At 70.9% G+C, this 26,566-nt stretch carries 22 protein-coding genes; 18 read left to right on the top strand and 4 right to left on the bottom strand.

The annotated features are described in order from the left end of the window. Positions 1-154 precede the first annotated feature (154 nt). The 3 genes from CLM62_RS39790 to CLM62_RS39800 are packed head-to-tail and all read left to right on the top strand — an operon-like array spanning position 155 to position 5,765. Positions 155-1,423 carry an aspartate aminotransferase family protein gene (locus CLM62_RS39790; RefSeq protein ID WP_095754785.1) on the top strand — a complete coding sequence of 423 codons (1,269 nt, stop codon included), beginning with the start codon at positions 155-157 and terminating at the stop codon, positions 1,421-1,423. Further along, positions 1,420-4,329: an FAD-binding and (Fe-S)-binding domain-containing protein gene (locus CLM62_RS39795; protein WP_095754747.1), complete on the top strand. Its 2,910-nt coding sequence runs from the start codon at positions 1,420-1,422 to the stop codon at positions 4,327-4,329. Before CLM62_RS39790 ends, CLM62_RS39795 begins: the two co-directional genes overlap by 4 nt. Beyond that, complete coding sequence (locus CLM62_RS39800; RefSeq protein ID WP_095754748.1) at positions 4,326-5,765, top strand: NAD-dependent succinate-semialdehyde dehydrogenase; 1,440 nt, start codon at positions 4,326-4,328, stop codon at positions 5,763-5,765. The genes CLM62_RS39795 and CLM62_RS39800 overlap by 4 nt, the downstream gene beginning before the upstream one ends. A 193-nt stretch (positions 5,766-5,958) precedes the next feature. Here CLM62_RS39800 and CLM62_RS39805 read toward each other — a convergent pair whose 3' ends face one another. After that, the gene (locus CLM62_RS39805; protein WP_095754749.1) at positions 5,959-6,702 is read right to left on the bottom strand and encodes an IclR family transcriptional regulator; all 744 of its coding nucleotides are present in this window, start codon (positions 6,700-6,702) and stop codon (positions 5,959-5,961) included. A 328-nt stretch (positions 6,703-7,030) separates the two neighbouring features. Between CLM62_RS39805 and CLM62_RS39810 the strand changes: the two genes are divergently transcribed. Further along, positions 7,031-8,221, top strand: coding sequence for an aminotransferase class V-fold PLP-dependent enzyme (locus tag CLM62_RS39810; RefSeq protein ID WP_095754750.1), 1,191 nt, complete (start codon positions 7,031-7,033; stop codon positions 8,219-8,221). Between the two features lie 100 nt (positions 8,222-8,321). On the opposite strand, the gene CLM62_RS39815 is transcribed toward CLM62_RS39810, so the two are convergent. Then, complete coding sequence (locus CLM62_RS39815) at positions 8,322-9,068, bottom strand: IclR family transcriptional regulator (RefSeq protein ID WP_095754751.1); 747 nt, start codon at positions 9,066-9,068, stop codon at positions 8,322-8,324. Between the two features lie 255 nt (positions 9,069-9,323). On the opposite strand from CLM62_RS39815, the gene solA (CLM62_RS39820) reads away from it, so the two are divergent. The 14 genes from solA (CLM62_RS39820) to CLM62_RS39885 all read left to right on the top strand — a co-directional run bounded on the left by solA (CLM62_RS39820) (position 9,324) and on the right by CLM62_RS39885 (position 24,589). Continuing rightward, positions 9,324-10,463 carry an N-methyl-L-tryptophan oxidase gene (gene solA, locus CLM62_RS39820; protein ID WP_095754752.1) on the top strand — a complete coding sequence of 380 codons (1,140 nt, stop codon included), beginning with the start codon at positions 9,324-9,326 and terminating at the stop codon, positions 10,461-10,463. 42 nt (positions 10,464-10,505) lie between these two features. Beyond that, positions 10,506-11,642 carry an N-methyl-L-tryptophan oxidase gene (gene solA, locus CLM62_RS39825; RefSeq protein ID WP_095754753.1) on the top strand — a complete coding sequence of 379 codons (1,137 nt, stop codon included), beginning with the start codon at positions 10,506-10,508 and terminating at the stop codon, positions 11,640-11,642. 5 nt (positions 11,643-11,647) lie between these two features. Continuing rightward, the gene (locus CLM62_RS39830; protein ID WP_257004358.1) at positions 11,648-12,679 is read left to right on the top strand and encodes a succinylglutamate desuccinylase/aspartoacylase family protein; all 1,032 of its coding nucleotides are present in this window, start codon (positions 11,648-11,650) and stop codon (positions 12,677-12,679) included. A gap of 77 nt (positions 12,680-12,756) precedes the next feature. After that, on the top strand, positions 12,757-13,728 hold the full coding sequence (locus CLM62_RS39835; protein ID WP_257004359.1) for a succinylglutamate desuccinylase/aspartoacylase family protein: 972 nt from the start codon (positions 12,757-12,759) through the stop codon (positions 13,726-13,728). A gap of 86 nt (positions 13,729-13,814) precedes the next feature. After that, positions 13,815-14,918 carry an ABC transporter substrate-binding protein gene (locus tag CLM62_RS39840; RefSeq protein ID WP_095754755.1) on the top strand — a complete coding sequence of 368 codons (1,104 nt, stop codon included), beginning with the start codon at positions 13,815-13,817 and terminating at the stop codon, positions 14,916-14,918. Continuing rightward, the gene (locus CLM62_RS39845) at positions 14,911-16,050 is read left to right on the top strand and encodes an ABC transporter ATP-binding protein (RefSeq protein WP_095754756.1); all 1,140 of its coding nucleotides are present in this window, start codon (positions 14,911-14,913) and stop codon (positions 16,048-16,050) included. The genes CLM62_RS39840 and CLM62_RS39845 overlap by 8 nt, the downstream gene beginning before the upstream one ends. A 3-nt stretch (positions 16,051-16,053) precedes the next feature. Then, positions 16,054-16,950 carry an ABC transporter permease gene (locus CLM62_RS39850; RefSeq protein WP_095754757.1) on the top strand — a complete coding sequence of 299 codons (897 nt, stop codon included), beginning with the start codon at positions 16,054-16,056 and terminating at the stop codon, positions 16,948-16,950. Further along, on the top strand, positions 16,947-17,813 hold the full coding sequence (locus CLM62_RS39855) for an ABC transporter permease (protein ID WP_095754758.1): 867 nt from the start codon (positions 16,947-16,949) through the stop codon (positions 17,811-17,813). Before CLM62_RS39850 ends, CLM62_RS39855 begins: the two co-directional genes overlap by 4 nt. Continuing rightward, positions 17,810-19,165: an aminotransferase class III-fold pyridoxal phosphate-dependent enzyme gene (locus CLM62_RS39860; RefSeq protein ID WP_095754759.1), complete on the top strand. Its 1,356-nt coding sequence runs from the start codon at positions 17,810-17,812 to the stop codon at positions 19,163-19,165. Before CLM62_RS39855 ends, CLM62_RS39860 begins: the two co-directional genes overlap by 4 nt. 23 nt (positions 19,166-19,188) lie before the next feature. Next, positions 19,189-20,142 carry a succinylglutamate desuccinylase/aspartoacylase family protein gene (locus CLM62_RS39865; protein WP_095754760.1) on the top strand — a complete coding sequence of 318 codons (954 nt, stop codon included), beginning with the start codon at positions 19,189-19,191 and terminating at the stop codon, positions 20,140-20,142. Further along, positions 20,139-21,599, top strand: coding sequence for an aldehyde dehydrogenase (locus CLM62_RS39870; protein ID WP_095754761.1), 1,461 nt, complete (start codon positions 20,139-20,141; stop codon positions 21,597-21,599). Before CLM62_RS39865 ends, CLM62_RS39870 begins: the two co-directional genes overlap by 4 nt. Next, positions 21,596-22,549, top strand: coding sequence for an aldo/keto reductase (locus tag CLM62_RS39875; protein WP_095754762.1), 954 nt, complete (start codon positions 21,596-21,598; stop codon positions 22,547-22,549). Before CLM62_RS39870 ends, CLM62_RS39875 begins: the two co-directional genes overlap by 4 nt. 42 nt (positions 22,550-22,591) lie before the next feature. Continuing rightward, complete coding sequence (locus CLM62_RS39880) at positions 22,592-23,257, top strand: haloacid dehalogenase type II (protein ID WP_095754763.1); 666 nt, start codon at positions 22,592-22,594, stop codon at positions 23,255-23,257. Positions 23,258-23,305: 48 nt separating this feature from the next. Further along, a complete protein-coding gene (locus CLM62_RS39885; RefSeq protein ID WP_095754764.1) occupies positions 23,306-24,589 on the top strand; it encodes an FAD-binding oxidoreductase in 1,284 nt (427 codons plus the stop codon). Positions 24,590-24,680: 91 nt separating this feature from the next. Here CLM62_RS39885 and CLM62_RS39890 read toward each other — a convergent pair whose 3' ends face one another. Together CLM62_RS39890 and CLM62_RS39895 are read right to left on the bottom strand one after the other, a co-directional pair. Continuing rightward, entirely contained in the window at positions 24,681-25,550 is an 870-nt protein-coding gene (locus CLM62_RS39890) for a sugar phosphate isomerase/epimerase (RefSeq protein WP_095754765.1), read from the bottom strand. Further along, a complete protein-coding gene (locus tag CLM62_RS39895; protein ID WP_095754766.1) occupies positions 25,547-26,566 on the bottom strand; it encodes a Gfo/Idh/MocA family protein in 1,020 nt (339 codons plus the stop codon). Before CLM62_RS39895 ends, CLM62_RS39890 begins: the two co-directional genes overlap by 4 nt.

The raw sequence follows: 26,566 nt of genomic DNA on the forward strand, positions 1-26,566 counted from the left end.
TCGCGGCCCCGGCCCCGCCGCCGTGCCCGGGACGCTTGACACAACGTCCGAACAGGACTGCCGAGCTGGACAGATCAGGCGTTGTCGCCGTCCAGATGGGCCGGGATGCTCGAGATGCCGCAGTAGACCGCAACGCATGGGCCGGGAGACGAACATGACCGCACTGTCGCCGCACCTTCGCCAGGCCACGCCCGTAGTGGCGGCCCGGGGCGAAGGCGTCCACCTCTACGACGAGGACGGCCGCCGCTACCTGGACTTCACCGCCGGGATCGGCGTCACCAGCACCGGGCACTGCCATCCCAAGGTCGTGGCGGCGGCGCAGGAGCAGGTGGGCACGCTCATCCACGGCCAGTACACGACCGTCATGCACCAGCCGCTGCGGCGCCTGGTCGACAAGCTGGGCGAGGTGCTGCCGGCCGGCCTGGACAGCCTGTTCTTCACCAACTCAGGCAGCGAGGCCGTCGAAGCCGCGCTGCGGCTCGCCCGCCAGGCCACCGGCCGGCCGAACGTCCTGGTCTGCCACGGCGGCTTCCACGGCCGGACCGTGGCCGCCGCCTCCATGACCACCTCCGGCACCCGCTTCCGTTCGGGCTTCTCGCCGCTGATGAGCGGCGTGGTCGTCACCCCCTTCCCGACGGCCTTCCGGTACGGCTGGGACGAGGAGACCGCCACCCGCTTCGCCCTCCGGGAGCTGGACTACACCCTCCAGACGATCTCGTCGCCCGCCGACACGGCCGCGATCATCGTCGAGCCGGTGCTCGGCGAGGGCGGATACGTGCCCGCGAACCGCGCCTTCCTGGAGGGGCTGCGCGAGCGCGCCGACCGGCACGGCTTCCTGCTGACCTTCGACGAGGTGCAGACCGGCGTGGGCCGCACCGGCCGGTTCTGGGGGCACGACCACTTCGGCGTCGCGCCCGACATCCTGATCACCGCCAAGGGGCTGGCCAGCGGGTTCCCGATCTCCGGCATCGCCGCCTCCGAGGAACTGATGACCAAGGCGTGGCCCGGCTCGCAGGGCGGTACGTACGGCGCCAACGCCGTCGCCTGCGCCGCGGCCTGCGCCACCCTCGACGTCGTACGCGACGAGAAGCTCGTCGAGAACGCCGAGGCGATGGGCGCCCGGCTGCGCCAGGGCCTGGAGGCGGTGGCCGACCGGACCCCGGGCATCGGGGACGTGCGCGGCCTCGGGCTGATGCTGGCCACCGAGTTCGTCACCGAGGACGGCAGCCCCGACCCCGAGACCGCCGCCCGCGTGCAGCGGGCCGCCATCGACGAGGGCCTGCTCCTGCTGCTGTGCGGTGCCTGGAACCAGGTGGTCCGGATGATCCCGGCGCTCGTGATCGACGAGGCGGGCGTGGACGAGGGCCTCCAGGCCTGGGCGAACGCCGTGGAGGCGGGGACGTCGGGAGCGGCGGACCGATGACCACCGCCACCCGCGACCTGGCGGGTCTGACGGCCCGCATCGCCGAGATCGCGCCCGGCCTGCGGGTGGAGACCGGCCCTGGCGGCACGGGCCCCTACGCCTACGACGCCTCCAACTACCGAGTACTGCCACGCGCCGTGGCTTTCCCGCGCACCGCCGACGACGTGGTCGCGGTGCTGCGGGCCTGCCGAGAGGTGGGCATCCCGGTCACCGCGCGGGGCGGCGGCACCAGCATGGCCGGCAACGCCGTCGGACTCGGTGTGGTCCTGGACTTCTCCCGGTACATGAACCGGATCCTGGACATCGACCCGCAGGCGCGCACCGCGCGCGTCGAGGCCGGCGTGGTCCTCGACGCGCTGTGCGGCGCCGCCGCCCCGCACGGGCTCACCTTCGGTCCCGACCCGTCCTCGCACAGCCGCTGCACCCTCGGCGGCATGATCGGCAACGACGCGTGCGGCAACCGGTCTGTGCGAGACGGGCGCACCAGCGGCCACATCGAGGCCCTGGAGATCGTGACGGCCGACGGCGTGCGGGCCGTCGCCGACCACTGCGGGCTGCGTGCCGCCGAGCCGGGCGACGCGGAAGCCGTGCGGCGCGTCGCCCGGCTCGAGACGGACCTGCGGCGCCTGATCGACGACAACCTGGCGCCGATCCGCACCGAGTTGGGGCGCATCCCCCGCCAGGTCTCCGGCTTCCAGCTGCACCACCTGCTGCCGGAGAACGGGTTCGACATGGCCCGCGCCCTGGTGGGCACCGAGGGCTCCTGCGCGGTCGTCACCGCAGCGACGGTCCGCCTGGTGGCGACCGCACAGGCTTCCGCGCTGCTGACCCTCGGCTACGACGACGTCGTCGACGCGGCTGAGGACGTGCCGGAGATCCTGCGCTGGTCGCCCAGCGCCGTGGAGGGCTTGGACGAGGCGATCGTCGCCACCATGCGCGCCCGCCGCGGCCCGGACTCCGTCACCGGCCTGCCTGAGGGCCGCGCCTGGCTCTACGTCGAACTCGAAGGCCTCGAAGGCGAGGACGAGGCAGCGGTCACCGCCCGCGCCGCCGAGCTGCTGGACGCACTCAAGGCACAGGGTCGGCTGACCGGCGGACGGGTCGTGGAGAGCGCTGCCGAGCGGCGTTCCCTGTGGCGGGTCCGCGAGGACGGGGCCGGGCTCGCCGCCCGCCTCGTGGACGGCGGGGAGTCCTGGCCCGGTTGGGAGGACGCGGCGGTCGCCCCCGAGAACCTGGCCGCCTACCTGCGCGACTTCCGCAAGCTGCTGGCCACGCACAGGCTGACCGGCGTGCTGTACGGGCACTTCGGCGCGGGCTGTGTCCACGTGCGGGTCGACTTCGACCTCGGCACGGACACCGGCCGGGCCGCCGCCCGCAGGTTCCTCACCGAGGCGGCCGCCCTGGTCGTCGAGCACGGCGGCACGCTGTCGGGCGAGCACGGCGACGGACGGGCCCGCAGCGAGCTGCTGGAGGTCATGTACAGCCACCGGATGATCGGCGCGTTCGCCGCGTTCAAGAAGATCTTCGACCCCGAGGGGCTGCTGAACCCCGGCATCATCGTCGATCCGGCCCTGCTGGACGCCGACCTCGCGCTGCACACGCCCGACGTGGTGCCCGTCAGCACGTTGTTCAGCTTCCCGCACGACGAGGACGGTTTCGCGGGTGCCGTGCGCCGCTGTGTGGGTGTCGGCCGCTGCCGCAGCGACGCGGGCGGCGTGATGTGTCCCAGCTACCGGGCCACGGGAGAGGAGAACGACTCCACCCGCGGCCGGGCCCGCATGCTCCAGGAGATGGTGCGCGGCGAGGCCGTCCAGGACGGCTGGCGCTCGACCGAGGTCAAGGACGCCCTCGATCTGTGCCTGTCCTGCAAGGCGTGCTCCAGCGACTGCCCGGTCGGCGTCGACATGGCCACGTACAAGGCGGAGTTCCTGCACCACCACTACAAGGGCAGGCTCAGGCCACGCTCCCACTACTCGCTGGGCTGGCTGCCGCTGACCTCCGCCCTCGCCGGTTACGCCGCCCGCCCGGTCAATCTGCTGCTGCGCGGCCCGATCGGCAGGCTCCTCGCCCGCCTCGGCGGCGTGACGACGAAGCGCAGGATCCCGGCCTTCGCCTCCCGGCGCGCCCTACGGAAAACCCTGCGCGCCGCGAGAACCGCTGAGCCGGCGAAGGCCCTGTTCTTCGTCGACAGCTTCACCCGCGCCTTCCGCCCCCAGGTGGCGGGTGCCGCGAGCCGCGTCCTCGCCGACGCCGGCATCCCCACCACCGCGCAGGACGGCCTGTGCTGCGGTCTGACGTGGGTCAGCACCGGCCAGCTGTCCACGGCCCGCAGGATCATGGCCCGCACGGTCGCCCACCTGGACGACGGCGACGACCGGCCGATCATCGTGGCCGAGCCAAGCTGCGCCGCCGCCCTCAAGCGCGACGTACCCGAACTGCTCGGCACCGAGGCCGCCCAGCGCGTCGCGGACCGCGTCCAGACCTTCACCGGCGCCCTCACCGACCTCGCCGACGAGGGCTGGACCCCGCCGCCGCTGCCCGGGAACGTCGTGCTGCAGACCCACTGCCACGAGTACGCCACCTTCAAGGGCCGCCGCGCCGCCGACCTGCTGCGCCGGCTAGGCGTGCGCAAGGTCGACGAGGCCGAGGGCTGCTGCGGACTCGCCGGGAACTTCGGCTTCGAGGCAGAGCACTACGACACCTCGATGGCCGTCGCCGACCTGGCCCTCAAACCCCGCCTCGACGGCATCGACGAGGCGGCACGAGGCGACTCACGCACCGCCGTCGTGGCCGACGGCTTCAGCTGTGCCACCCAGATCGACCACCTCGCCGGTGACCGGGACATCCGCGCCCTGCACCTCGCGGAACTCCTCGACCCCGCCAATCAGCCAGGAGAGACCTCATGACCGACACACCCACGCAGTTGTTCATCGGCGGTGCCTGGGTGGACGCCGCGGACGGCGCCACCATGCCCGTGGACGACCCGGCGACCGGCGAGATCCTCTGCCACGTCGCCGACGCGGGCCCGAAGGACGCCCGGCTCGCGGAGGACGCGGCCGTCGAGGCGCAGGAGGAGTGGGCCCGTACGGCGCCCCGGGCGCGCAGCGAGATCCTGCGCCGCGCGCACGAGATCATCCTGGAGCGCACCGACGAGCTCGCCCACCTCATGACGTCCGAGATGGGCAAGCCGCTGGCCGAGGCCAGGGGAGAGGTGGCGTACGCGGCGGAGTTCTTCCGCTGGTTCTCCGAGGAGGCCGTGCGCATCGACGGCGGCTACGGCGTCCTGCCCGACGGCCGCAACCGCATGCTGCTCTCCCGCCGCCCGGTCGGCCCCTGCCTGCTGATCACCCCGTGGAACTTCCCGCTGGCGATGGGCACCCGCAAGATCGGCCCGGCGATCGCGGCGGGCTGCACGATGATCCTCAAGCCGGCCCCGCAGACACCCCTGTCGAGCCTGGCCCTCGCCGCGATCCTGAAGGAGGCCGGGCTGCCTGACGGGGTGCTGAACGTCGTCACCACTTCCCGGGCGGGCGAGGTATGTGAACCGCTGCTGCGCGGCGGCCGGATCCGCAAGCTGTCCTTCACCGGCTCCACGCAGGTCGGACGGCTGCTGCTCGCGCAGTGCGCCGACACGGTCGTACGCACGTCCATGGAGCTGGGCGGCAACGCGCCGTTCATCGTTTTCGAGGACGCCGACCTGGACGTGGCCGTGGACGGCGCGATGGTCGCCAAGATGCGCAATATGGGCGAGGCCTGCACGGCCGCGAACCGCTTCTTCGTCCACAGCTCCGTGGCGGAGGAGTTCGGACGGCGGCTCGCCAAGCGCATGGGCGCGCTCGTCGTGGGTCCGGGCACCCGGGACGGCGTCGATGTCGGCCCGCTGATCGACAGGGCCGGACGTGCCAAGGTCGAGGAACTGGTCGCCGACGCGGTGGAGCGCGGCGCTCGAGTGATCGTGGGCGGTCGTACGCCCGAAGGCCCGGGCTGCTTCTACCCGCCTACCGTGCTCGCCGGCGTGGACCCCGGCAGCCGCCTGATGGACACGGAGATCTTCGGTCCGGTCGCGGCGATCCTCACCTTCGACGACGAGGACGAGGTCGTCCGCCGTGCGAACGACACCCCTTGGGGCCTGGTCGGGTACGTCTTCACCGAGGGCCTGGACCGTGCCCTGCGCGTCAGTGAGCGCCTGGAGGTGGGGATGGTCGGCCTCAACACCGGGCTCGTCTCCAACCCGGCCGCCCCCTTCGGCGGCGTCAAGCAGTCCGGGCTCGGCCGGGAAGGCGGCCGGGTGGGGATCGACGAGTTCCTGGAGTACCAGTACCTCGCGGTGCCCGTGCGATGAGGGCGGTCATGCCCTGACTCCTCCGCGTCGCGCACCGTGACGGGCTGACCCGTGCCCGGTCTTCCAGGCCACCGGGCACGGGTCGGACGGCCCTCACCTGCCCCGCCCGTAACCCGGGAGGCCGTCCTTCGACGGCGTCCCGGGCTACGGGCGTTGCCGTCCCAGCTGTCGAGCGCGGCGTTCGGTGTCGGCGTCAGCCCAGGCGGCGTGCGGTGATCTCCGCCGCGGTGTCGGCGACCAGCCGGCCCAGTTCAGGCAGCCGGTCCTGGGAGAAGCGGGAGTCGGGCAGGGAGACGGCGACGGCGGCCAGCGGGCTGCCGCGATCGTCCAGGACAGGTGCGGCGATGGCGCAGACACCGGGCAGGTACTGGTTGCGGTTGACCGCGTAGCCGTCGGTGCGCACGCGGCCCAATTCGGCGCGCAGGCGTGAGGGGTCGGTGGGGGTCGAGTCGCTGTAACCCTCGAGTCCGCGGGTGACGAGTTCGTCGATGTCGGCCTTCGGCAGATGTGCGAGGACGGCCTGCCCGGTGGCGGTGGCGTGCAGGGGCGAGGTGTCGCCGATGGTGTGGAAGGTCCGTACGGCGTGGTCGCAGTCGACGCGGTCGACGACGACCATGCACTGGAGGGCGTCGGGTACGCAGAGGTGGATGGTCTCGTTGACCGTGTCGCGGAGGCGGACCATGGGTTCGTGGGCGGCGGCGAGGAGGCTGGAGCCCTGGAGGGCGGCGGGGCGTACGGCGAGGACGCGGGCGCCGATCTCCCAGCGGGTGGTGTCCTTGCGGTTCGCGCGCAGCCAGCCGGCCTCGGCCAGCGTGACCAGGGTGCGCTGCACGGTGGACTTGGGCAGTCCGAACAGCTTCGTCAGTTCTCCCACGGTGACCGGCTGGTGCTGGGCGACCGCCTCCAGGATGCGCAGCGATCTGGTCACGCTCTTCATTTCCATCCGGTTTCCCCCTGCTGATCCTCGAAATATCTGACCAACACCCTCTTGACTGCCTCTTTGCCGGCTGCCATTCTCGTGCCGGATATTAGCATAGGGTTCCAGAATGTGGCACGGCTTGCTGTGAGACAGCCTCGCCTTGTCGGGGAGTTCCTCGACGCCATGGACCTCGCGGTGCCGGTGCCCTTGCGGCGGTCATGCCCTGACCGCGCCGTCTCGCACCGCGCGAGGCCGCCCCGTGCCCCGGCCTCCCCCCGGCCGGGGCACGGGGCGCGGACCGTCTGCCGCAGCCCTGCCTTACCGCCAAGACGATGGAGATGCCCTCATGAGCAGCACCGATCTCGCCGGGGACGACTTCTGGGAACGCGTCCGCGCGGCCTACCCGGAGCAGCGGCCCTTGCTGAACCTGAACAACGCGGCCGTGAGCCCGCCGCCGCTGGTAGTCGAGCAGGCGACGATCGATGCCTACCGGTTGGTCAGTCAGAACCCCGACTCCACCATGTGGCAGAAGCTCGATGCCGGGCTTCCCGACGTCAAGGCGCAGCTCGCGGAACTGATCGACTGCGAGCCCGACGAGATCGCGCTCAACCGCAACTCCACCGAAGGGCTCTGCACGGCGATCTTCGGAATACCGCTGTCCGCGGGCGACCGGGTCGTGGTGTCGGCGTGGGACTACCCGAGCGTGCTCGCGGCCTGGCGGCAGCGGCAGGACCGCGAGGGGATCGAGGTGGTGACGGCCGGCTTCGACCTGATGGACAGCGACGACGACATCGTGGCGGCGTACGCCGCGGCGCTCACCCCGCGTACGCGGGTGCTGCAGGTGACCCACATGTACCACTGGACGGGGCGGGTCGTGCCGGCCGAGCGGCTGTGCCGTCTGGCGAGGGAGAACGGCATCCGCACCGTCGTCGACGGCGCTCAGATCTTCGCGCAGATGCCGGTCAGCTTCCGCGAACTCGGCTGCGACTACTACATCACCAGCCTCCACAAGTGGATGGGCGCGCCGGTGGGGAACGGCATGCTCGTGGTCAGGCGGGACCGGATCGACGACACCTGGCCGCTGCTGGCTCCCTTCGACCCGCCGCCGCTGCGCATCGACAAGTTCGACCACTGGAACCTCGGCACGTACAACTCCGCCCTCCAGGCGGGAATCGCGCCGGCCACGCGGCTCCACAAGGAGATCGGCGTGGAGACAATCCACGCGCGGCTGCGGGAGCTCACCCGTTACTGGGTGGATCTCGCCCAGGACATCCCCGGATTCCGGCTGCACACCCCGCTGGACACGGAGAACCTGGGTGCCGTCACGCTGTTCTCGATCGACCACCTGGACAACAGGGCCGTGGAGCGGCAACTGAGGGAGATCTACCGAGTCCACACCAAGTACCGCGAGGTACGGCATCTGAGCGGGCTTCGTGTGTCACCGGGCATCTACACGCGCAAGGACGAGCTCGACCGCTTCGTCTCGGCGCTCCGAGAAGTGGTCGAGAAGGAATACTCCGAGCGCGGGCCTCTGTGACCTCCGGGTCAGCGTCGGACCCACGCCTCCCACGGGTCGCCCCTGCCATGGCGGCGCGGCTGCCCGGCCCGTCCTCGCTGGCCCGGGCAGCCTCCCCGGCTCAGCCGCCCGTGCGGCGCGCGGCGATCTCCGCCGCCGTGTCGGCGACGAGGCGGCCCCACTCGGGCAGCCGGTCCGGGTCGTACCGGGAAGCCGGCATCGACACGGCCACCGCCGCGAGCGGTGTGCCGTCCTCGTTCAGCACGGCCGCGGCCACCGCGCACACGTCCGGACGGTACTGGTTGACGTTCACCGAGTAGCCCTCTGCCCGCACGCGGTCCAGTTCGGCCCGCAGCTGTGCGGGATCGGTCGGCGTGGAGTCGCTGAACCGCTCCAGTCCACGGTCGACGAGTTCGTCGATGTCGGCCTTCGGCAGATGTGCGAGAACGGCTTGTCCCGTGGCGGTGGCGTGCAGGGGCGAGGTGTCGCCGATGGTGTGGAAGGTCCGTACGGCGTGGTCGCAGTCGACGCGGTCGACGACGACCATGCACTGCAGGGCGTCGGGCACCGTCAGGTGGATGGTCTCGTTGACCGTGTCGCGGAGGCGGACCATGGGTTCGTGGGCGGCGGCGAGGAGGCTGGAGCCCTGGAGGGCGGCGGGGCGTACGGCGAGGACGCGGGCGCCGATCTCCCAGCGGGTGGTGTCCTTGCGGTTCGCGCGCAGCCAGCCGGCCTCGGCCAGCGTGACCAGCGTGCGCTGCACGGTCGACTTCGGAAGCCCGAAGAGCTTCGTCAACTCCCCGACGGTGACTGGCTGGTGCTGGGCGACCGCCTCCAGGATGCGCAGCGACCTGGTCACGCTCTTCATTTCCATCCGGTTTCCCCCTGTTAATCCTCGAAATACCTGGCCGACATCCCCTTGACTCCCGCAGGAGTGGCTGTCATTCTCGTGCCAGATCTTAGCACAGCGTTCCACAATGTGGCATGAACCGAGAGAACGATTCGGATCCCACCCCGGTCGGCCACGAGCTCTGGATCTCCGCCGACCCCACGCCACGCGAATCGCACCAGCCTCTTGTGTCGGGGCCCAGCATGCGCACCCGGCGATCGAAAGGAAAGCCCTGTGTCTGTCAGGAAGCGTGTCGCCGTCGTCGGCGTCGGAACGATGGGCAGCCAGGCCGCCTGGCGCCTGGCGGCCCGCGGAGCGGAGGTCGTCGGCTATGACCGGTTCGCTCCCGGCCACGACCGCAGCGCCGCCGGCGGGGAGACCCGGATCTTCCGCAGCGCCCATTTCGAGGACTCCCGGTACGTCCCGCTGCTCCAGCACGCCGACGCCCTCTGGGAGCGGCTGCAGCAGGAGACCGGCCGTGAGCTGCGCCGCCTGACCGGCTGCCTGCTGATGGGGCCGACCGAGCAGCAGCAGATGGCCACCGTCCTGCAGTCCATCGCCGAGCACGGCCTCGACCACGAGGTGCTCGACGCGGAACTGCTCGCCAAGCGCTTCCCGCAGTTCCGGATCGAGGACGGCGACGCCGCCGTGCTCGACCGCCGCGCGGGCTTCATCCGGCCGGAGCTGACGATCCAGACCGCCGCCCGCCGCGCCGAGGAACTGGGCGCCCGCATCCACCGCTACACCACGGTCCGCGAGATCGTGCCGAGCGGCGGCGGGGTGGAGGTCCACACCGACGCCGGCAGCGAGCGGTTCGACGCGGCGGTGGTCAGCCCCGGCCCGTGGGTGAACGACCTGCTGCCCGACCTGCCGTGGGAGGTGGAGATCCGCCGCCTCGTCAGCGCCTGGTACGTGCCCACCAGCGACGCCTGGTTCGGCGAGGAGCGCCCGGCGTTCATCCGTACGGCGCCCACCCACTGCTACGGCCTGCCCTCGCCGGACGGCGTCTCCGTCAAGCTCGGCCTCTCCCGTGCCCTGCACCGGCTCGCGGGCGACCCGAACCAGCTGGACCGGACGGTGCAGCCGGAGGAGCTGGAGATCTTCACCGAGCTGATGGGCCGCTACATGCCGGACCTGCACCCCGACCCGACCCGCCTCTCCGTCTACATGGAGGGCTACACCGAAAGCAGCCGCCCGCTGGTCGGCCCCCTGCCCGGCACCGGCAACGAGAACGTGATCCTGCTCGCCGGGTTCTCCGGCCACGGCTTCAAGCTCTCACCCGCCTTCGGCGACATCGCGGCGGACCTGGCGCTGGACGGCCGGTCATCCCAGCCCATCGACTTCATCTCCACCGTCGACCGCACCGTGGCCTGAGCCGCCCCGACCACGATCCGGCACACGGGCAAGGAGAACCACATGGCCACGAGGAAACGTGTCGCCGTCGTCGGTACCGGCACGGTGGGCAGCCAGGCCGCGTGGCGGCTGGCGGCACGGGGCGCCGAGGTCGTTGCCTACGATCGCTTCGCCCCGGGGCACGACCGCAGCGCCGCCGGCGGTGAGACCCGGGTCTTCCGCAGCGTGCAGACCGACGACGGCCGGTACGTGCCGCTCGTCCGGCACGCCGACGCCCTCTGGAAGCAGTTGCAGGCGGAGACCGGCCGGGAGCTGCGCCGGCTGACGGGCTGCCTGTTCACGGGGCCGGGCGACGACCCCGAGATGCGCACCATCATGAAGGTCATCGCCGAGCACGGCCTCGACCACGAGGTGATCGACGCCGAGGCGCTGGCCAAGCGCTTCCCGCAGTTCCGCGTCGACGACGGGGACCTGGCGGTCCTCGACCCCCGTGCGGGCTTCGTCCGCCCCGAGTTGACGGTCCAGACCGCGGCCCGCCGCGCCGAGGAACTGGGCGCCCGGATCCGCCGCTACACCCCGGTGCGGGAGGTCGACCCCGTTGCCGGGGGAGGCGTGGAGGTCCGCACGGACTCCGACACGGAACGCTTCGACGCCGCGGTCGTCACCCCCGGCCCGTGGGTGGGCGACCTGCTGCCCGACCTGCCGTGGGAGGTGAGCGTCTACCGCGCGATCAGCGCCTGGTTCCTGCCCAACGAGGACCACCAGGCCGACGCGGAGCGCCCTGCCTTCATCCGCCGGGGCGACATCCCCTTCTACGGCATCCCGTCCCCGGACGGTCTCGCCGTCAAGCTCGGCCTGTCCCAGGCCCACCACAAGCCCGTGGACGACCCCAACAAGCTCGACCGGACCGTCGCCCCCGAAGAACTGGAAACCTTCACCGCGATGGTCCGCCGCTACCTCCCCGGCCTGAACCCCGACCCGGTACGGCTCGCCGTCTTCATGGAGGGCTACACCGACAGCACCCGCCCGCTGGTCGGGCCCCTGCCCGGCCGCGACGACATCATCCTGCTGGCCGGCTTCTCCGGCCAGGGCTTCAAGCTCTCGCCCGCCTTCGGCGACATCGCCGCCGACCTGGCGCTGGACGGCTCCTCGGCCCAGCCCATCGACTTCCTTTCCACCACCGGCCGGACGGAGGCCTGACCGCCATGACGAACGACGACAACGACGCGCGCGCCATGACCCGCGACCTGACGATCGCCACCCTGCGCGCCGAGCCCGGCACCAAGACCAGCGGCAGCGTCACCGCCGACCTGGGAACCCTGACCACGGACGTCCCGCTCACCCTGATCAACGGCGCCCACCCCGGCCCTCGGTTGGTGATCACCGGAGGCATGCACGGCGGAGAGTTCACCGGCGTGGACGCCGCCGCACGGCTCGCGGCGGCACTGGAACCCGGCGAGGTCCACGGGCAGATCGTCATCTGCCCCGTGGCCAACCCGCCGGCGGCCTACGGCGGTCGGCTGGGCGTCTCACCGGTGGACGGCGTGAACATCAACCGCGTCTTCCCCGGCGACCCGGACGGCGGCCCCACCGAACGCCTGGCCGCCTGGCTCTTCGCCACCCTGCTCGACGGCGCGGACGCCTACGCCGACCTGCACGCCGGCGCCATCGACCTGACCCTGGACGACTTCGTCGGCTACCGCCTCACCGGCGACGCGGCCCTCGACGCACAAGCCGAGGCCATGGCCCGGTCGGTCGGCTACCGGGATGTCATCGTCGGGCTGACCGCCGACGGCGGGAACAGCCACGCGGCCGCCGCCCGCCAGGGCATCGCCGCCATCCTCATCGAGACCGGTACGGCCGGAGACCGGACCCCGGCCACCGTTCGCCGCCTCCTCGACGGCCTGTACAGGCTGCTGCGCCACATCGGCTGCCTCGACCCGGCCGGACCGTACGGAGACGACGAGCCGTCCGGCCCGGCGCCGGCACCGCGGCCGGTGCGCGACTGGGTCTGGGTCGGCCTCGCCGCGTCCGAGGCCACCGGCCTGTGGTATCCGGAGGCGGCCACCGGCGACGAGGTCACCGAGGGGCAGGTCATCGGCCGCATCATCGATCCGGCCGGCGGCCCAGAGCACAAGGTCACCGCGACCGCGACCGGCCGGATCTTCTATGGCATGAACGGGTTCACCGTCGCCCCCGGCGCGGAGCTGGCGGCCATCGCGGCGCCACACGACTGAACGGCACCGGACCCGGCTCCCCGCCGACCGCTTTCCTCACCACGCTCCGCCGCACCGCGGCCTGAATGAGGTACGACATGACACTGACCGTCGGCCCCCTGAGTGCCGAACCCGGCCGCAAGACCCGGGGCACCGTCCCCGTGGACCTCGGTCCCACCACCGTGGACATCCCTCTCATCCTCGTCAACGGCTCCCGGCCCGGCCCCAGGGTCGTGCTCACCGGCGGCGTCCACGGCGGCGAGTTCATCGGCACCGACGCGGCCGCCCGCCTCGCCGGACTGCTGGAACCGGGGGAGGTCAGCGGCCAGGTGGTGATCTGCCCGGTGGCCAACCCCCCTGCCGTGTACGACGGCCGCCTCGGCAAGTCCCCGCTGGACGGCGTCAACATCAACCGCGTCTTCCCCGGCGACAAGGACGGCGGGCCCACCGAGCGGCTGGCGGCCTGGCTCTTCGAGAACGTGATCAGCGGCGCCGACGCCTACGCGGACCTGCACAGCGGCGGCATCGACGAGACCCTGCTCGACTTCGTCGGTTACCGCCTGACCTCGGACGAGGAACTGGACGCGAAGACGCGGGGCATGGCGAAGTCTGTCGGCTACGAGCGTGTACTCTTCGGCCGCAACGCGGAGGGCGGCAACAGCCACGCCGCGGCCGCCCGGCACAGCATCCCCGCCATCCTCATCGAGACCGGCCAGCTCGGAGAGCGGGATGCCGCCGCCACGCGGACCCTGCTCGACGGCCTGTACCGGCTCCTGCACCACCTCGGCGTGATCGACGCGCCCCAGCACGTCGCACCGCTCACCGCGCAGCCGCGTGATTGGGTCTGGACCGGCGCCGTCGAGTCCCCGGCCGCCGGCCTGTGGTACCCCGACGCCACCACCGGCGACGAGGTGACCGAGGGACAGACCATCGGACGGGTCGTCGACCCGGCCGACGGCAGCGAACACAAGGTCACCGCCACCGCCACCGGACAGATCCTCTACGGCATGAACGGGCTCACCGTCGCCCCCGGAGCGGAGCTGGCGGCCATCGCGGTGCCGCACGACTGACGGGCCCCTCGCGCCCGTCGCCCCCTGGTTCCCACCCCCCAACCCCCGCTCAGCTGGTCCCACGCGCTAATTTCAGGAGATTTGTGATGAGTGATCCCATGATCGGCCGCAGAGCGCTTCTGCGTGGAGCAGGCGGCCTGGCCGCTCTCGCCGCCGTGCCCTCGATCGCCGCCTGCGGCACCGGCACCAGCCGGGCCTCGTCCGGCAGCGCCAAGGGCGGCGGCAAGTCGGTGGTCGTCCGCGACAGCGGCGGTTCCTTCGGCGAGGCCCTCCAGAAGGCGATCTACACGCCGTTCACCCAGGAGACCGGCATCAACGTCCAGGTGGTCAACCTGGACGGCGCCCCGCTGCTCGCCCAGATCAAGCAGGGCCGCCCCCAGTGCGACCTCATCAACAACTCGATGATGGACCACTACAAATTCGTGGCCCAGGACGCCCTGGAGACACTGGACCGCGACCGGATCAAGAGCCTGAAGGCCGCCAAGATCCCCGAGAACCAGATCACCGACCATGCCGTCGCCAATAGCTTCTACGGCCAGTGCATCGGGTACCGCACCGACGCCTTCGGCGGCAAGAAGCCTCAGTCGTGGGCGGACTTCTGGGACACCAAGGCGTTCAAGGGCGGCCGCTCGATGTGCAACCCGGACGGCGACCTGCCCGAGCTGGAGTTCGCGCTGCTGGCCGACGGCGTCCCGATGGACAAGCTGTACCCGCTCGATGTGGACCGAGCCTTCAAGGTGCTGACCCGGCTCCGGTCCGACATCAAGAAGTTCTGGGACAGCGGCCCGCTCCCCGGTGTGCTCCTCAGCCGCCAGGAGGTGACGATGACCACCGTCTGGGACGGCCGGCTCGCTGATCTGCAGAAGCAGGGCGTCCCGGTCGCGAGGCAGCTCAACGGCATGCGCCGACAGTTCCAGGGCTACGCGATCGCCAAGGGCGCGGCCCATGTGGACGCCGCCTACCAGCTCATGGACTACTCGCTGCGGCCCGAGGTCCAGGCCGCTCTGGCCAAGGCCTTCCCGTCGAACCCGTCTTCCCCGGTGGCCTACGAGAAGCTCACCAAGGAGGAGCGCAACGCACTCGCCGGTGCGCCGCAGTACTACGACAAGGGCTTCGACGCGGACGTCGACTGGTGGCTGAAGAACGAAGAGGCCGTCAGCAAGCGCTGGCTGGAGTGGGCTCGTGGCTGAATTCGGTGTGGTCACCCCGTCCGTGAAGGTGGCCGGCGGTACGCCGGCCGCCGCGACCGGCAAAGCGCTGTCGGTGGTGGCCCTGCGCAAGACGTACGGGGATGTCGTCGCGGTCGACGAGGCGTCCATGGAGATCGCGGCCGGGGAGTTCGTCACCTTCCTCGGCGCCTCCGGGTCGGGCAAGACCACGACCCTGATGATGATCGCCGGGTTCTGCGAACCGGACTCCGGCACCATCACGGTCGGGGGCCGCGACGTCACGCGGCTCGCCCCGCAGAAACGTAACCTCGGTTTCGTCTTCCAGCAGTACCTGCTCTTCCCGCACATGACGGTCAGTGAGAACGTCGCCTTCCCGCTCCAACTGCGCGGAGTGCCGAAGGACGAGATCCGCAGGCGGGTGGGGGAGACCCTGGAGATCGCCGGTCTGTCCGGCTTCGGCGGTCGTCGCCCCCGCGAGCTGTCCGGCGGGCAGCAGCAGCGCGTCGCCCTGTGCCGCGCGCTGGTCTACCGCCCGCCGGTCATCTTGATGGACGAGCCCCTCGGCGCCCTGGACAAGAAGCTGCGCGACCAGCTCCAGGTCGAGATCAAGGCCATCCAGCAGGAACTCGGCCTGACCGTCATCTATGTGACGCACGACCAGGAAGAGGCGCTGGTCCTGTCCGACCGCATCGCGGTGATGCGCAACGGCCTGATCGAGCAGTTCGACACCCCTCGGGAACTGTTCGAGCGGCCGAGGACCCCCTTCGTCGCGGACTTCCTCGGCGCGGCCAACTTCCTCCCCGGCCGCATCGAGCAGCACACCGACGAGCACACCCTGGTCCGCCTCGACCAGTGCGGCGGCCTGCTGAAGGCGCGGCGCCACGACCTGGGCACCGGGGCGGCGGTCAAGGTCGCCGTGCAGCCGGGCCGGCTGCGCGCCGGTGCGCCGGGGGACGGCTTCTGTACCGGCACGGTGGAGGCCGCCACGTACGTGGGCACCATCGTCCGCGCCGGGGTGCGGGTCGACGGTGGTGATGCTCCGCTGCTACGCCTGGAGATACCAGCCGGCCGGGGTCCCGTCGGCGGTGAGCGGGTCGGCGTCACCGTCGATCCCGAGGACGTCAATCTCTTCCTCCCCGAACAGGGTGGGTGAGCCATGGCCGCCACTCTGACCGCCAACGCCCCCGCGCGGCCGCGCAAGCTCCTGGCCTCCCGCAGAACACGGGTCGGCATCCTGTACGCGCTGCCGGTCGTCGTGTACCTGCTGGTGCTGTTCGTCTACCCGATCTTCAGCACGCTGTTCCTCAGTGTGAAGGGCACCGACGGATCGCTGACGCTGCACTGGTACGTCGAGGCGCTGACCGGGGTCAACCTCTCCGTGCTGTTCACCACGGTGCGGATCTCGGCGGAGACGGCGCTGTTCAGCCTCGTCTTCGGCTTCGTCCTGGCGAACGCGATCTCCCGGCTCAAGCCCCTGTGGGCCGGACTGGCCATGCTGATCGTCGTCGTCCCGCACTTCATCAGCGCCCTGGTGCGCACCTACGGCTGGATCATCATGCTCGGCGACAAGGGCCTGGTGAACCAGGCCATGGCCGACCTGTGGTTCCCCGGGGCGCCGTACCAGCTGCTCTACAACGAGCTCGGCGTGGTCATCGGCACCACCTCCGTGATGCTGCCCTACACCGTGCTCCTGCTCTACGGCGTGATGCGCGGCGTGGACCGCAGGCTGCTGGCGGCGGCGGCCAGCATGGGCGCGGGACGCGTGACGATCTTCCGCCGGGTCTACCTGCCCTTGGTCGCCCCCGGCCTTGCCAGTGCCGGACTGCTCAGCTTCATCCTCTCGCTGGGCTACTACATCACCCCCGCCCTGATGGGCGGCCCGAACCAGACGATGATCGCCTCGCTCATCAACCAGCAGGTGATGAAGCAGAACCAGTGGAACGGGGCGGCCGCCGAGGGCGTCATCCTGCTGCTGCTGACCTTCGCCGGACTGCTGCTGGTCAAGCTCGTGACCTCGCTCGGCGCCAGCCGCAAGAGAAGGAGCGCGTCATGATGGAACTGCGCAGCAGCCTCGCCGGGCGGATCGCGCTGTCCGCGGTCGCCACCGTGATCCTGCTGTTCCTGGCGCTGCCGATCGTCGTCATCATCGTCACCTCGTTCAGCAGCAACGCCTTCGGCTCGTTCCCGCCGGACGTGTGGACGCTCAACTGGTACAAGGCGCTCTTCGCCGACGGCAGCAAGTGGCCGGCCGCTCTGTCGATGAGCGCGTTCGTCGCCTGCCTGAGCACCGTGTTCTCGCTGATCATCGGCGTGAGCGCGGCCACCGCGCTGACCCGCAGCGAACTCCCGCTGCGCTCCGCGGTCTACGCCCTGGTCCTCGGACCGCTGCTGATCCCGCAGATCGTCACCGCCCTGGGCCTGTTCCTGCTCTTCGAGCCCGCCTCGATGCTGGGCAGCCCGCTGGCCATCGCCCTCGGCCACACCGTGCTGGCCTCACCGATCGCGGTGCTGATCCTGGTGGCGACCCTGCGCGGGATCGACGAACGGCTGGAGGACGCCGCCGCCAGCATGGGCGCGGGCCGTCTGACGATCGCCCGGCGGATCACCTTTCCCCTGGCCGCCCCCGGCATGATCGCCGCGGCGATCTTCTCCTTCATCACCAGCTTCGACGAGTTCTACATCTCCCAGTTCCTGTCCTCGGTCGACACCGTCACCCTGCCGGTGCAGATCTACAACTCCCTGACCTTCGACATCGACCCCAGCGTGACCGCGATCAGCGCGATCCTCATCGCCTTCGCGATCCTCGCCCTCGCCCTGGTGGCCGTGGTGCGCTGGCTCGGCTCCGGACGGCAGAACTCCCTGCTGTCGGTCGAGACCGCGACGGGAATCGCCACCCCTGGAGGTGACGCGGCATGACCGCCACCGCACAGCGGCACCTGCTGCTGAACATGACCGCGAACGGGTCCCTGGCCCCGCAGGGCAAGGAGCTGTTCGTCGTCCGTCGCGGCGAGGGACCGTACGTCGACGACGCGGCCGGCAACCGCTACATCGACGGCCTGTCCGGCCTGTACTGCTGCCAGATCGGCTACTCCTACGCCGACGAGATCGCCGAGGCGGCGGGCAAGCAGCTGCGCGAACTGTGCTACAGCCCCCTGTGGTCGGAATCCGCGCACCCCACCGGGCTGGAACTGGCCGAGCGGATCGCCGCCCTGGCCCCCGACGGCATCGACCAGGTCTTCTTCAGCGGCGGCGGAGCCGAAGCCGTGGAGACCGCCTGGAAGATCACCCGCAGGTACCACACCCTGCGCGGCGAGCCGGGCCGCATCAAGGCCATCGCCCGTCGCGGTGCCTACCACGGGCTCACCCTCGGCGCGCTGTCCTTCACCGACGACCCCGGCCTCACCGAGCCGTACGGACCGCGTGCGGTGGAGACCCACTTCGTGGCGAACACCAACCGCGCGGCGCTGGAGCAGCCGCTCGACGACGCTGCCTTCACCGAGTACCTGCTCGCCGACGTGGAGGCCACGGTCCTCGCGGCGGGACCGGAGTCGGTCGGAATGCTGATCGCGGAACCGGTGCAGAACCGGGGCGGTTGCATCACCCCGCCCGAGGGCTACTGGGAAGGCCTGCGCCGACTGGCCGACCGGTACGGTTTCCTGCTGGTCGCCGACGAGGTCATCACCGCGTTCGGCCGGCTGGGGGAGTGGTTCGGCGGCGAGTGCTACGGCGCTCGTCCGGACATCGTCACCGTCGCCAAGGGCATCACCGCCGGCTACGCCCCGATGGGCGCGACCCTGGTCGCGGACCACGTCGCCGAGGTGATCAACCGGCCCGGCGAGGTCCTCAACCACGGCTACACCTTCAGCGGCCACCCGCTGAGCGCGGCCATCGCCCTGCGCAGCCTCGAGATCATGCAACGTGACCGGATCCTGGAGAACGTCCGGGACCTCCAGGACCACCTCGCGGGGCGCATGGCCTCGCTGACCGCTGTGCCGATCGTCGGGGACGTCCGGGGCGCCGGGTTCTTCTACGCTCTCGAGCTCGTCGGCGACCTGGACGACGGCGGCTTCAGCGACACCGCCCGCGCCGCGCTCGTCGCCGACCTGATCCCCCGACGGCTGCGCGAGGCCGGGCTGCTCGCCCGCGTCTACAACCGTGCCGAACCGCTGGTCCAGATCGCGCCCCCGCTGATCAGCGACCGCGCACTCCTGGACCGTATCGCCGACATCATCGCGGACACCCTCGCCGAGGCCTCCGCCCGCCTGTGATCCATGTTTTCGAAAGGAACGACATGTACTCCATCGGTTCGCTGACCGTCGCCCCCGGCGAGCGCGCCCAGGGCCTCATCCCCGTCGGCACCAGCAGCTACGGCGTTGAGCTCGGCATCCCGCTGATCGTCGTCAACGGCGCCCAGGACGGCCCGGTGCTCTGCGTCGACGCGGGTGTCCACGGCGACGAGTACGACGGCCAGGAGGCCATCCGCCGCGTCCTCGCCGAGATCGACCCGGCCACCCTGCGCGGCACGCTCGTCGGCATCCCCTGCATGAACACCCCGGCCTTCGAGGCAGCCGCCCGCACGAGCGGCCTGGACTACCTCAACCTCAACCGCATCTTCCCCGGCGACGCGGACGGCTCGTACTCCCTGCGCCTGGCCGCCACCTTCGTCGAGCAGGTCGTCCCCGCCATCGACGCCCTGGTCGACCTGCACACCGGCGGCACCTTCGGCGAAATCGCCCCGCTGGTCATTCTCCAGGGCGGCTACGAGGAACTGGCGACCGACCTCGCCCTCGCCGCCGGGCACGAGCTGGTCTGGAAGGGCGGCAAGTGGGGTGGCACGGTCCGCCACCCCACCCTCGCGGCCGGCAAGCCCGCCGTCACCATCGAGGTCGGCGGCGGTACCTACCGCGAGGAGAACGTCGCCCTGCACGCGCATTCGATCCGCAACATCATGCGGCAACTCGGCATGATCGACGGAGAGGCGGAGCTGCGGGACACCTACACGACCGTCTCCGGCACCTTCGCCCGCTCCGACGCCGGCGGCTTCTTCGTCGGGCACGCCGAGCCGGGGGAGACCTGCAAGGAAGGCGACCTCATCGCCCACATCGTCGACCACTACGGCAACACGCTGGAGGAGGTCCGCGCCCCGCAGGACGGCATCGTGCTGTGGGTGCGCCGGATCCGCACGGTGCGTCCCGGGGACGAGGTCGTCATCTTCGGTGAGGTGCAGGGGGAGATCCAGCCGTGACCGGTGAACTGCCCCTGACGCAGCTGCTGATCGACGGCAAGGAGGTCCCCGCCGCCGACGGCCGCAGCTTCACGGTCCTGGACCCGTCGAACGGGACGGCCATCGCCCAGGTGGCACTGGCCGGTCCGGCGGACGTGGACCAGGCGGTTGCCGCAGCCCGGACCGCGTTCACGGCGCCCGAGTGGGCACGGATGCGCGCCGCCGACCGGGGGCGCGTGCTGTACCGCATCGCGGAGGCGATCCGCTACCAGGGCGAGCGGCTGGCCCGGCTGGAGAGCCAGGACGTGGGCAAGCCGCTGCGCCAGGCGAAGGCCGATGTCGAGGCCGCGGCCCGCTACTTCGAGTTCTACGCGGGCATCGCCGACAAGCTCGGCGGCTCGACGATTCCGCTCGGCCCGGGTCTGCTCGACTACACCGTCCGCGAGCCGATCGGTGTCTCCGGCCAGATCATCCCGTTCAACTACCCTCTCCAGAACACCGCGAGGGGCTCCGCCCCGGCGCTGGCGGCCGGCTGCACGGTGGTGCTCAAGCCGTCGCCCGAGGCACCGCTGACCCCGCTGGAGATCGGCAGGATCGCGCTCGAATGCGGGCTGCCGCCGGGTGTGCTGAACGTCGTTCCCGGCGACGGGGAGACCGGCGCGGCTCTGGCCGGCCACCCGGACATCGACCAGGTCACCTTCACCGGCTCGGTCCCGACCGGCATCAAGGTCGCCCAGGCCGCCGCCGCCAACGTGGTCCCCTCCGTCACGGAGCTGGGCGGCAAGTCGCCGGTCGTCGTCTTCGCCGACGCCGACTTCGACCTGGCGCTCGGCGCCATCGCGGCCTCGGCCTTCGGCAACGCCGGCCAGACCTGCTCGGCCGGCACCCGGCTGCTGCTCCAGCGTGGCGCCGAAGAGTTCCTGGACAAGCTCGTCGAGTACGCGGCCTCCCTGCGCCTGGGCCCTGGCCTCACGGACCCGGACGTCGGTCCGCTGGTCGCCGCCCGGCAGCGCGACCGGGTCCTGGGCTACCTGGACCTGGCACGCGAAGAGGGCGCCACGGCCCGGGCGGGTGGCGGGGCTCCTTCCGACCCGGCGTTCGCCGATGGCTACTACATCGAGCCCACGGTCCTGACCGGCCTGACCAACCAGGCTCGTTGCGCCCGTGAGGAGATCTTCGGCCCTGTCATCACGGTCATCGAGTTCGATGACGTGGACGAGGCCCTCTCGATCGCCAACGACAGCCCTTACGGCCTGTCCTCCTACGTCTGGACCCGCGACATCGACAAGGCGTTGCGCCTGGCCGAAGGCATCAGGGCCGGCCAGGTCAACATCAACGCCACCGGGGTCGGCACCGGCGTCGAGCTCCCCTTCGGCGGCTACAAGCACAGCGGCTGGGGCCGGGAGAAGGGCCTGGAGGCGCTGGCCAGCTATACGCAGACCAAGAACGTCTGCATCGGTTTCGGAGCCCGGTCATGAGGTATCGCCCACTCGGCGCACGCGGACCGGCGGTCTCGGTGGTCGGCGTCGGCGGCAACAACTTCGGCGCACGCCTCGACGAGGACGGCACGAAGGCCGTCGTCCACGCGGCCCTCGCTTCCGGGATCACCCTGTTCGACACGGCCGACATGTACGGCGGGTTCGGCGAGCGGGGCGGCTCGCGCGGCGACGGCGAACGGCTGCTGGGCGCCGCGCTCAAGGGGCATCGCGACCAGGTCATCGTGGCCACCAAGTTCGGCATGGAGATGTCCGCCCCCGGGGAAGGAGGCGAGGCGGAACGGCACGGGCCGCGCGGCTCCCGCCGCTACGTCCGGTACGCCGTCGAGGCCTCGCTGCGCCGCCTCGGCACCGAGTGGATCGACCTGTACCAGTACCACGAGCCGGACGGTGTCACGCCGCTGGACGAGACCGTCGAGGCCCTCCTGGAGCTGGTGGGCGAGGGCAAGATCCAGTACATCGGCTGCTCCAACCTGCCCGCCGAACAGCTCAGCGACGCCTTCGTCTCCACCCAGGCCCGCTACCACCTCCTGGACCGCGGCGTGGAGCAGGATCTGATCCCCGCCTGCCTGCGCCACGGCGTCGGTCTCCTGCCGTACTACCCGCTGGCCAACGGCCTGCTCAGCGGCAAGTACCGGCGCGGCGAGCAGCCGCCGTCCGGCAGCCGCCTGTCCTGGCGGGAGGGCTGGCTCACCGACGCGGCCCTCGACAGGGTCGAGGCGCTCACCGCGTACGGCGCCGAACGCGGCCTGACCCTCCTCCAGGTCGCCGTCGGTGGACTGACCGCGCTCCCCGCTGTCGGCTCCGTCATCTGCGGCGCCATGACACCCCAGCAGGTCACCGCCAACGCGGCGGCGGCCGACTGGATCCCCGACACGGCCGACCTGGCCGCCCTCGACGCGATCGTCACCCCCGGCGAACGCGTCGTCTGAAACCTCAACTCCCTTACCACCCGCGAATCGAGGCTGAACACCATGCGAGAGATCGTCACCTTCGACGCCTACGGAACCCTGATCGACTTCCAGCTCGGCCCGACCACCCTGAAGGTCATCTCCGACCGGCTGGACCTGGACAACCTGGACGTCGACGAGTTCCTCGACGACTTCCGGGTCATGCGCTTCCAGGCCGTCCTGGAGGCCTACCGCCCCTACCACGAGATCCTGCACTCCAGCCTGCAGATGGCCATGCGTCTGCACGGGCTGGAGTACCGCGAGTCCGACGGCGACGCCCTGGTCGAGGCCGTCCCCACCTTCGGCCCCTTCCCCGAGGTCCCGGACGCCCTGCGCGCACTGAAGACCAAGTACGAGATCGCCATCATCTCCAACACCGACGACAACCTGATCGCGAGGAACGTCGAGAACATCGGCGTCGAGTTCGACTACGTCATCACCGCCCAGCAGGCCGGCGCGTACAAGCCCGACCGCCAGACCTTCGAGCACGCCTTCAAGACCATGGGCGTCAAGCCGTCCCAGGTCATCCACACCGCCCAGGGCTGGGAGTACGACCACATCCCGACCCGTGACCTCGGCCTGAAGCGCCGGGTGTGGATCAACCGCTACGGCAATCCCGGCAGCGCCGACTACCAGCCGTACGACGAGCTGCCCGACATGACGGGCCTGCCGGCGCTGCTCGGCTGCTGACCCACCGGGACTGAAGGAAACAGTGACAGGACACAGAGGACGCACGCCATGAAGCAGATCCCCTACTGGCTGGACACAGCTCCCGCCCTGCCCGACCGTTCCGGAAAGGACCTGCCCGACGAGGCGGACGTGGTCGTCATCGGCGGCGGCCTCACCGGCCTGTCCACCGCCTATCACACCGCCCGCAAGGGTGCCCGGGTCGTCCTCGTCGAGAAGGACAAGGTCGGCTCGGGCGCCTCCGGGCGCAACGGCAGCATGTGCACCCAGGGCATCACCATCACCCCCGCCGATGCGCGCAAACGCTACGGGCAGGAGCGCGCCCGCGAACTGTACGACGCCTTCCGCGATGCGGTCGACGTCGTCGAGGAGCTCACCCGCACCGAGAACATCGACTGCGACTTCCACCGCTCCGGGCGCCTCGGCGCGGTCTGCAAGCCCGGCCACTTCGAGGGCCTGCGGGCCAAGCAGCGCGACCTGGCCGACAACTTCGGCCACGAGACGATCGTCCTGAGCAAGAGCGAACTGCGGGCCGAGCTCGGCACGGACTACTACCACGGCGCCCTGCTCGACCCGCTCAGCGCGGGCCTGCACGTGGGCAAGTTCGTCGGCGGCCTGGCAGACGCCGCCGAGCGTGCCGGCGCCGAGATCCACGAGCGCAACGCTGCCACCGGCCTCACCCGCCTCCCCGGCGGCGGCTTCCTCGTGGAGACCCTGCACGGCACCATCCGTGCCAAGCAGGTCATGGCGGCGACGGACGCCTACACCGACAAGTCGATGCCGTGGTTCCGCAAGCGACTGATCAACGTCGGCAGCTTCATCATCGTCACCGAGCCGCTGGGGGAGGCGCGCGCCAAGGAGCTCATCCCGAACGGCCGCCTGCTGGTCGCCCACAAGAATGTCGGCCACTACGTCCGCCTCACCCCGGACAACCGCCTCGCCTTCGGCGGCCGAGCCCGCTTCGCCCCCTCCAACCCGGCCTCCGACATCAAGAGCGGCGACATCCTCAAGCGGGAGATGACCGAAATCTTCCCGCAGCTGGCCGGGACGCGGATCGACTACGTCTGGGGCGGCATGGTCGGCTTCTCCTGGGACCGCATCCCGCACGCCGGTGACGTCAACGGCCTGTACTACTCCATGGGTTACTGCGGTCACGGCGTCCAGATGGCCACGTACATGGGCCGCGCCGTGGCCGAGATGATGGACGGCCGCCCGGAGGCCAACCCGCTGCGCGGCCTCGGCTTCCCCAAGGTCCCCGTCCCCTTCTACAACGGCACCCCCTGGTTCCTGCCGTTCGGCGGCGCCTACTACAAGGCAAAGGACCGACTGCGCTGACGGCGACCGACCGCCGGGGCCTTCCACCGACTCCCCGAGGAAGACCCCGGCGGCATCCGCTTCCGCGCTGCCCTCACGCGGCTGACCATGGTTACCCGGCGAGCTCCTTGGTGATCCGGTCCAGCATGAACGCCGAGGACTCCCGGGCCCGTTCCTCCCAGGCGAAGACACAGGACGTGGCGACGCCGTCGAAGCTCAGTTCGCGCAGGGTGCCGAAGAAGGCGTCCCAGTCGACCTCGCCCTGGCCGATGTCGAGGTGCTGGTGGATGCGGGCCGGGGTGCCGGGCGGGTTGAGGATGTAGCGCAGGCCGGACGAGCCCTTGTGGTTGAAGGAGTCCGCGATGTGCACGTGCTGGAGCTTGTCGCCGGCGTGGCGCATCATCGCCGCGATGTCGGCGCCGACCTCGGACGCGCCCGAGAGGTGGAAGGAGTGCGGGGCGCAGTAGAGGTAGTTCACCCAGGGCTTGTTGATGGCCCGGACGAGTTCGACCGCCGGGGCGTTCTCCTCACAGAAGTCGTCCGGGTGAGCCTCCAGGTTGAGGGCGATGCCCTCGCGCTCGAAGACGGGCAGCAGCTCCTCCATGGAGCGCCAGAACGCGGCCTCGCTCTCGGCGGCGCGCTCCGGTCGTCCGTTGAACTCGGAGTTCATGAGCGGGCATTCGAGCTCGACGGTGATCTCGATCATCCGCTTCCAGTAGCGGACGGCGGCCTGCCGCTCGGTCTCGTCGGGCGAGGACCACTTGTACAGCGGCAGGACGGAGGACAGCCTAACGCCGTGCGTGCGCAACGACCGCTTGAGCATGGCGACCCGCTCGTCGTCCGCCCGTGGGTGCACGAAGAACGGCATGAAGTCGTCGCGCGGCGACAACTCGATGTATTCGTAGCCGAGTTCGGCGACCGTGCGCACCATGTCGTCGATGGGCAACGCGCGGAGCATGTACGGGTCGAGGGCGATCTTCATGCGGTGCCTCCGTAGAGGGTGGGGCGGGGCTTGATGTCGACGGTGACGACGGTGCCGTCGGATTCGAGGGACTTCACGGCTGCGTCGGTGATGACGGTGGCGGCGTAGCCGTCCCAGGCGGAGGGGCCGGTGGGCTCGGTGCCCGACTCGACCGAGGCGATCCACTCGCCGAACTCGGTGTCGAAGGCGTCCGCGAAGCGGGCCTTCCACTCCTGCAGGACGGCGGTGCCGTGCAGGCCGGCGGTGCGGACACCGACGGCGGCCGGGTCGGGCAGCCGGACCAGGCCCTCCTCGCCGACGGTCTCGCACTGGATGTCGTAGCCGTACTGGCAGTTGACGAAGACTTCGAGGTCGATGCGGACGCCGTTCGCGGTCTCGAAGTACATCAGCTGCGGGTCCTTGAGGTGGTCGAACCGCTTGCTGGTGGCGCGCGGGGTGATCACCTGGGCGGAGACGATCTCGTCGTCGAGGAGCCAGCGCAGGGTGTCGATCTCGTGCACGGCCGTGTCCTGCGCGGCCATCGCGGAGTGGTACGACTGGGGCACGGTCGGGTTGCGGTGCGCGCAGTGGACGATCAGCGGGGTGCCGATCGAGCCGGCGGCGATGACCTCCTTCATCTGGCGGTAGCCGGCGTCGAAACGGCGCATGAAGCCGACCTGGACCAGGCGGCGGCCGTGGGCGCGTTCGGCCTCGACGATGCTCAGGCAGTCCTCGGCGGTGGTGGCGAGGGGTTTCTCGCAGAACACCGGCTTGCCGGCCGCGATGGCGTTCAGGACGTGCTCGGCGTGGGTCGGGCCCCAGGAGGTGACGAGGACGGCGTCCACCTCGGAGGAGGCGATGAGCTCGGCGCCGGTCGGCAGCGCGGTGGCGCCGACGCGGGCGGCCACCTCGGCGGCCCGGGCGTGATCGATGTCCGTCACGGCGGTGACCTGTGCCCCCGTGACGACCTCGGTGAGTCGCCGTATGTGGTCCTGGCCGATCATTCCGGCGCCGATGACACCTACACGTACGGTCAT

Source organism: Streptomyces sp. SA15 (genome assembly GCF_002291145.1).
Classification (GTDB): domain Bacteria; phylum Actinomycetota; class Actinomycetes; order Streptomycetales; family Streptomycetaceae; genus Streptomyces.

Bases quoted from the DNA above. Each gene is read 5' to 3' on its own strand.
- CLM62_RS39790 (WP_095754785.1), top strand. From the start codon at position 155: ATGACCGCACTGTCGCCGCACCTTCGCCAGGCCACGCCCGTAGTGGCG.
- CLM62_RS39795 (WP_095754747.1), top strand. From the start codon at position 1,420: ATGACCACCGCCACCCGCGACCTGGCGGGTCTGACGGCCCGCATCGCC.
- CLM62_RS39800 (WP_095754748.1), top strand. From the start codon at position 4,326: ATGACCGACACACCCACGCAGTTGTTCATCGGCGGTGCCTGGGTGGAC.
- CLM62_RS39805 (WP_095754749.1), bottom strand. From the start codon at position 6,702: ATGAAGAGCGTGACCAGATCGCTGCGCATCCTGGAGGCGGTCGCCCAG.
- CLM62_RS39810 (WP_095754750.1), top strand. From the start codon at position 7,031: ATGAGCAGCACCGATCTCGCCGGGGACGACTTCTGGGAACGCGTCCGC.
- CLM62_RS39815 (WP_095754751.1), bottom strand. From the start codon at position 9,068: ATGAAGAGCGTGACCAGGTCGCTGCGCATCCTGGAGGCGGTCGCCCAG.
- solA (WP_095754753.1), top strand. From the start codon at position 10,506: ATGGCCACGAGGAAACGTGTCGCCGTCGTCGGTACCGGCACGGTGGGC.
- CLM62_RS39830 (WP_257004358.1), top strand. From the start codon at position 11,648: ATGACGAACGACGACAACGACGCGCGCGCCATGACCCGCGACCTGACG.
- CLM62_RS39835 (WP_257004359.1), top strand. From the start codon at position 12,757: ATGACACTGACCGTCGGCCCCCTGAGTGCCGAACCCGGCCGCAAGACC.
- CLM62_RS39840 (WP_095754755.1), top strand. From the start codon at position 13,815: ATGAGTGATCCCATGATCGGCCGCAGAGCGCTTCTGCGTGGAGCAGGC.
- CLM62_RS39850 (WP_095754757.1), top strand. From the start codon at position 16,054: ATGGCCGCCACTCTGACCGCCAACGCCCCCGCGCGGCCGCGCAAGCTC.
- CLM62_RS39855 (WP_095754758.1), top strand. From the start codon at position 16,947: ATGATGGAACTGCGCAGCAGCCTCGCCGGGCGGATCGCGCTGTCCGCG.
- CLM62_RS39860 (WP_095754759.1), top strand. From the start codon at position 17,810: ATGACCGCCACCGCACAGCGGCACCTGCTGCTGAACATGACCGCGAAC.
- CLM62_RS39865 (WP_095754760.1), top strand. From the start codon at position 19,189: ATGTACTCCATCGGTTCGCTGACCGTCGCCCCCGGCGAGCGCGCCCAG.
- CLM62_RS39875 (WP_095754762.1), top strand. From the start codon at position 21,596: ATGAGGTATCGCCCACTCGGCGCACGCGGACCGGCGGTCTCGGTGGTC.
- CLM62_RS39880 (WP_095754763.1), top strand. From the start codon at position 22,592: ATGCGAGAGATCGTCACCTTCGACGCCTACGGAACCCTGATCGACTTC.
- CLM62_RS39885 (WP_095754764.1), top strand. From the start codon at position 23,306: ATGAAGCAGATCCCCTACTGGCTGGACACAGCTCCCGCCCTGCCCGAC.
- CLM62_RS39890 (WP_095754765.1), bottom strand. From the start codon at position 25,550: ATGAAGATCGCCCTCGACCCGTACATGCTCCGCGCGTTGCCCATCGAC.
- CLM62_RS39895 (WP_095754766.1), bottom strand. From the start codon at position 26,566: ATGACCGTACGTGTAGGTGTCATCGGCGCCGGAATGATCGGCCAGGAC.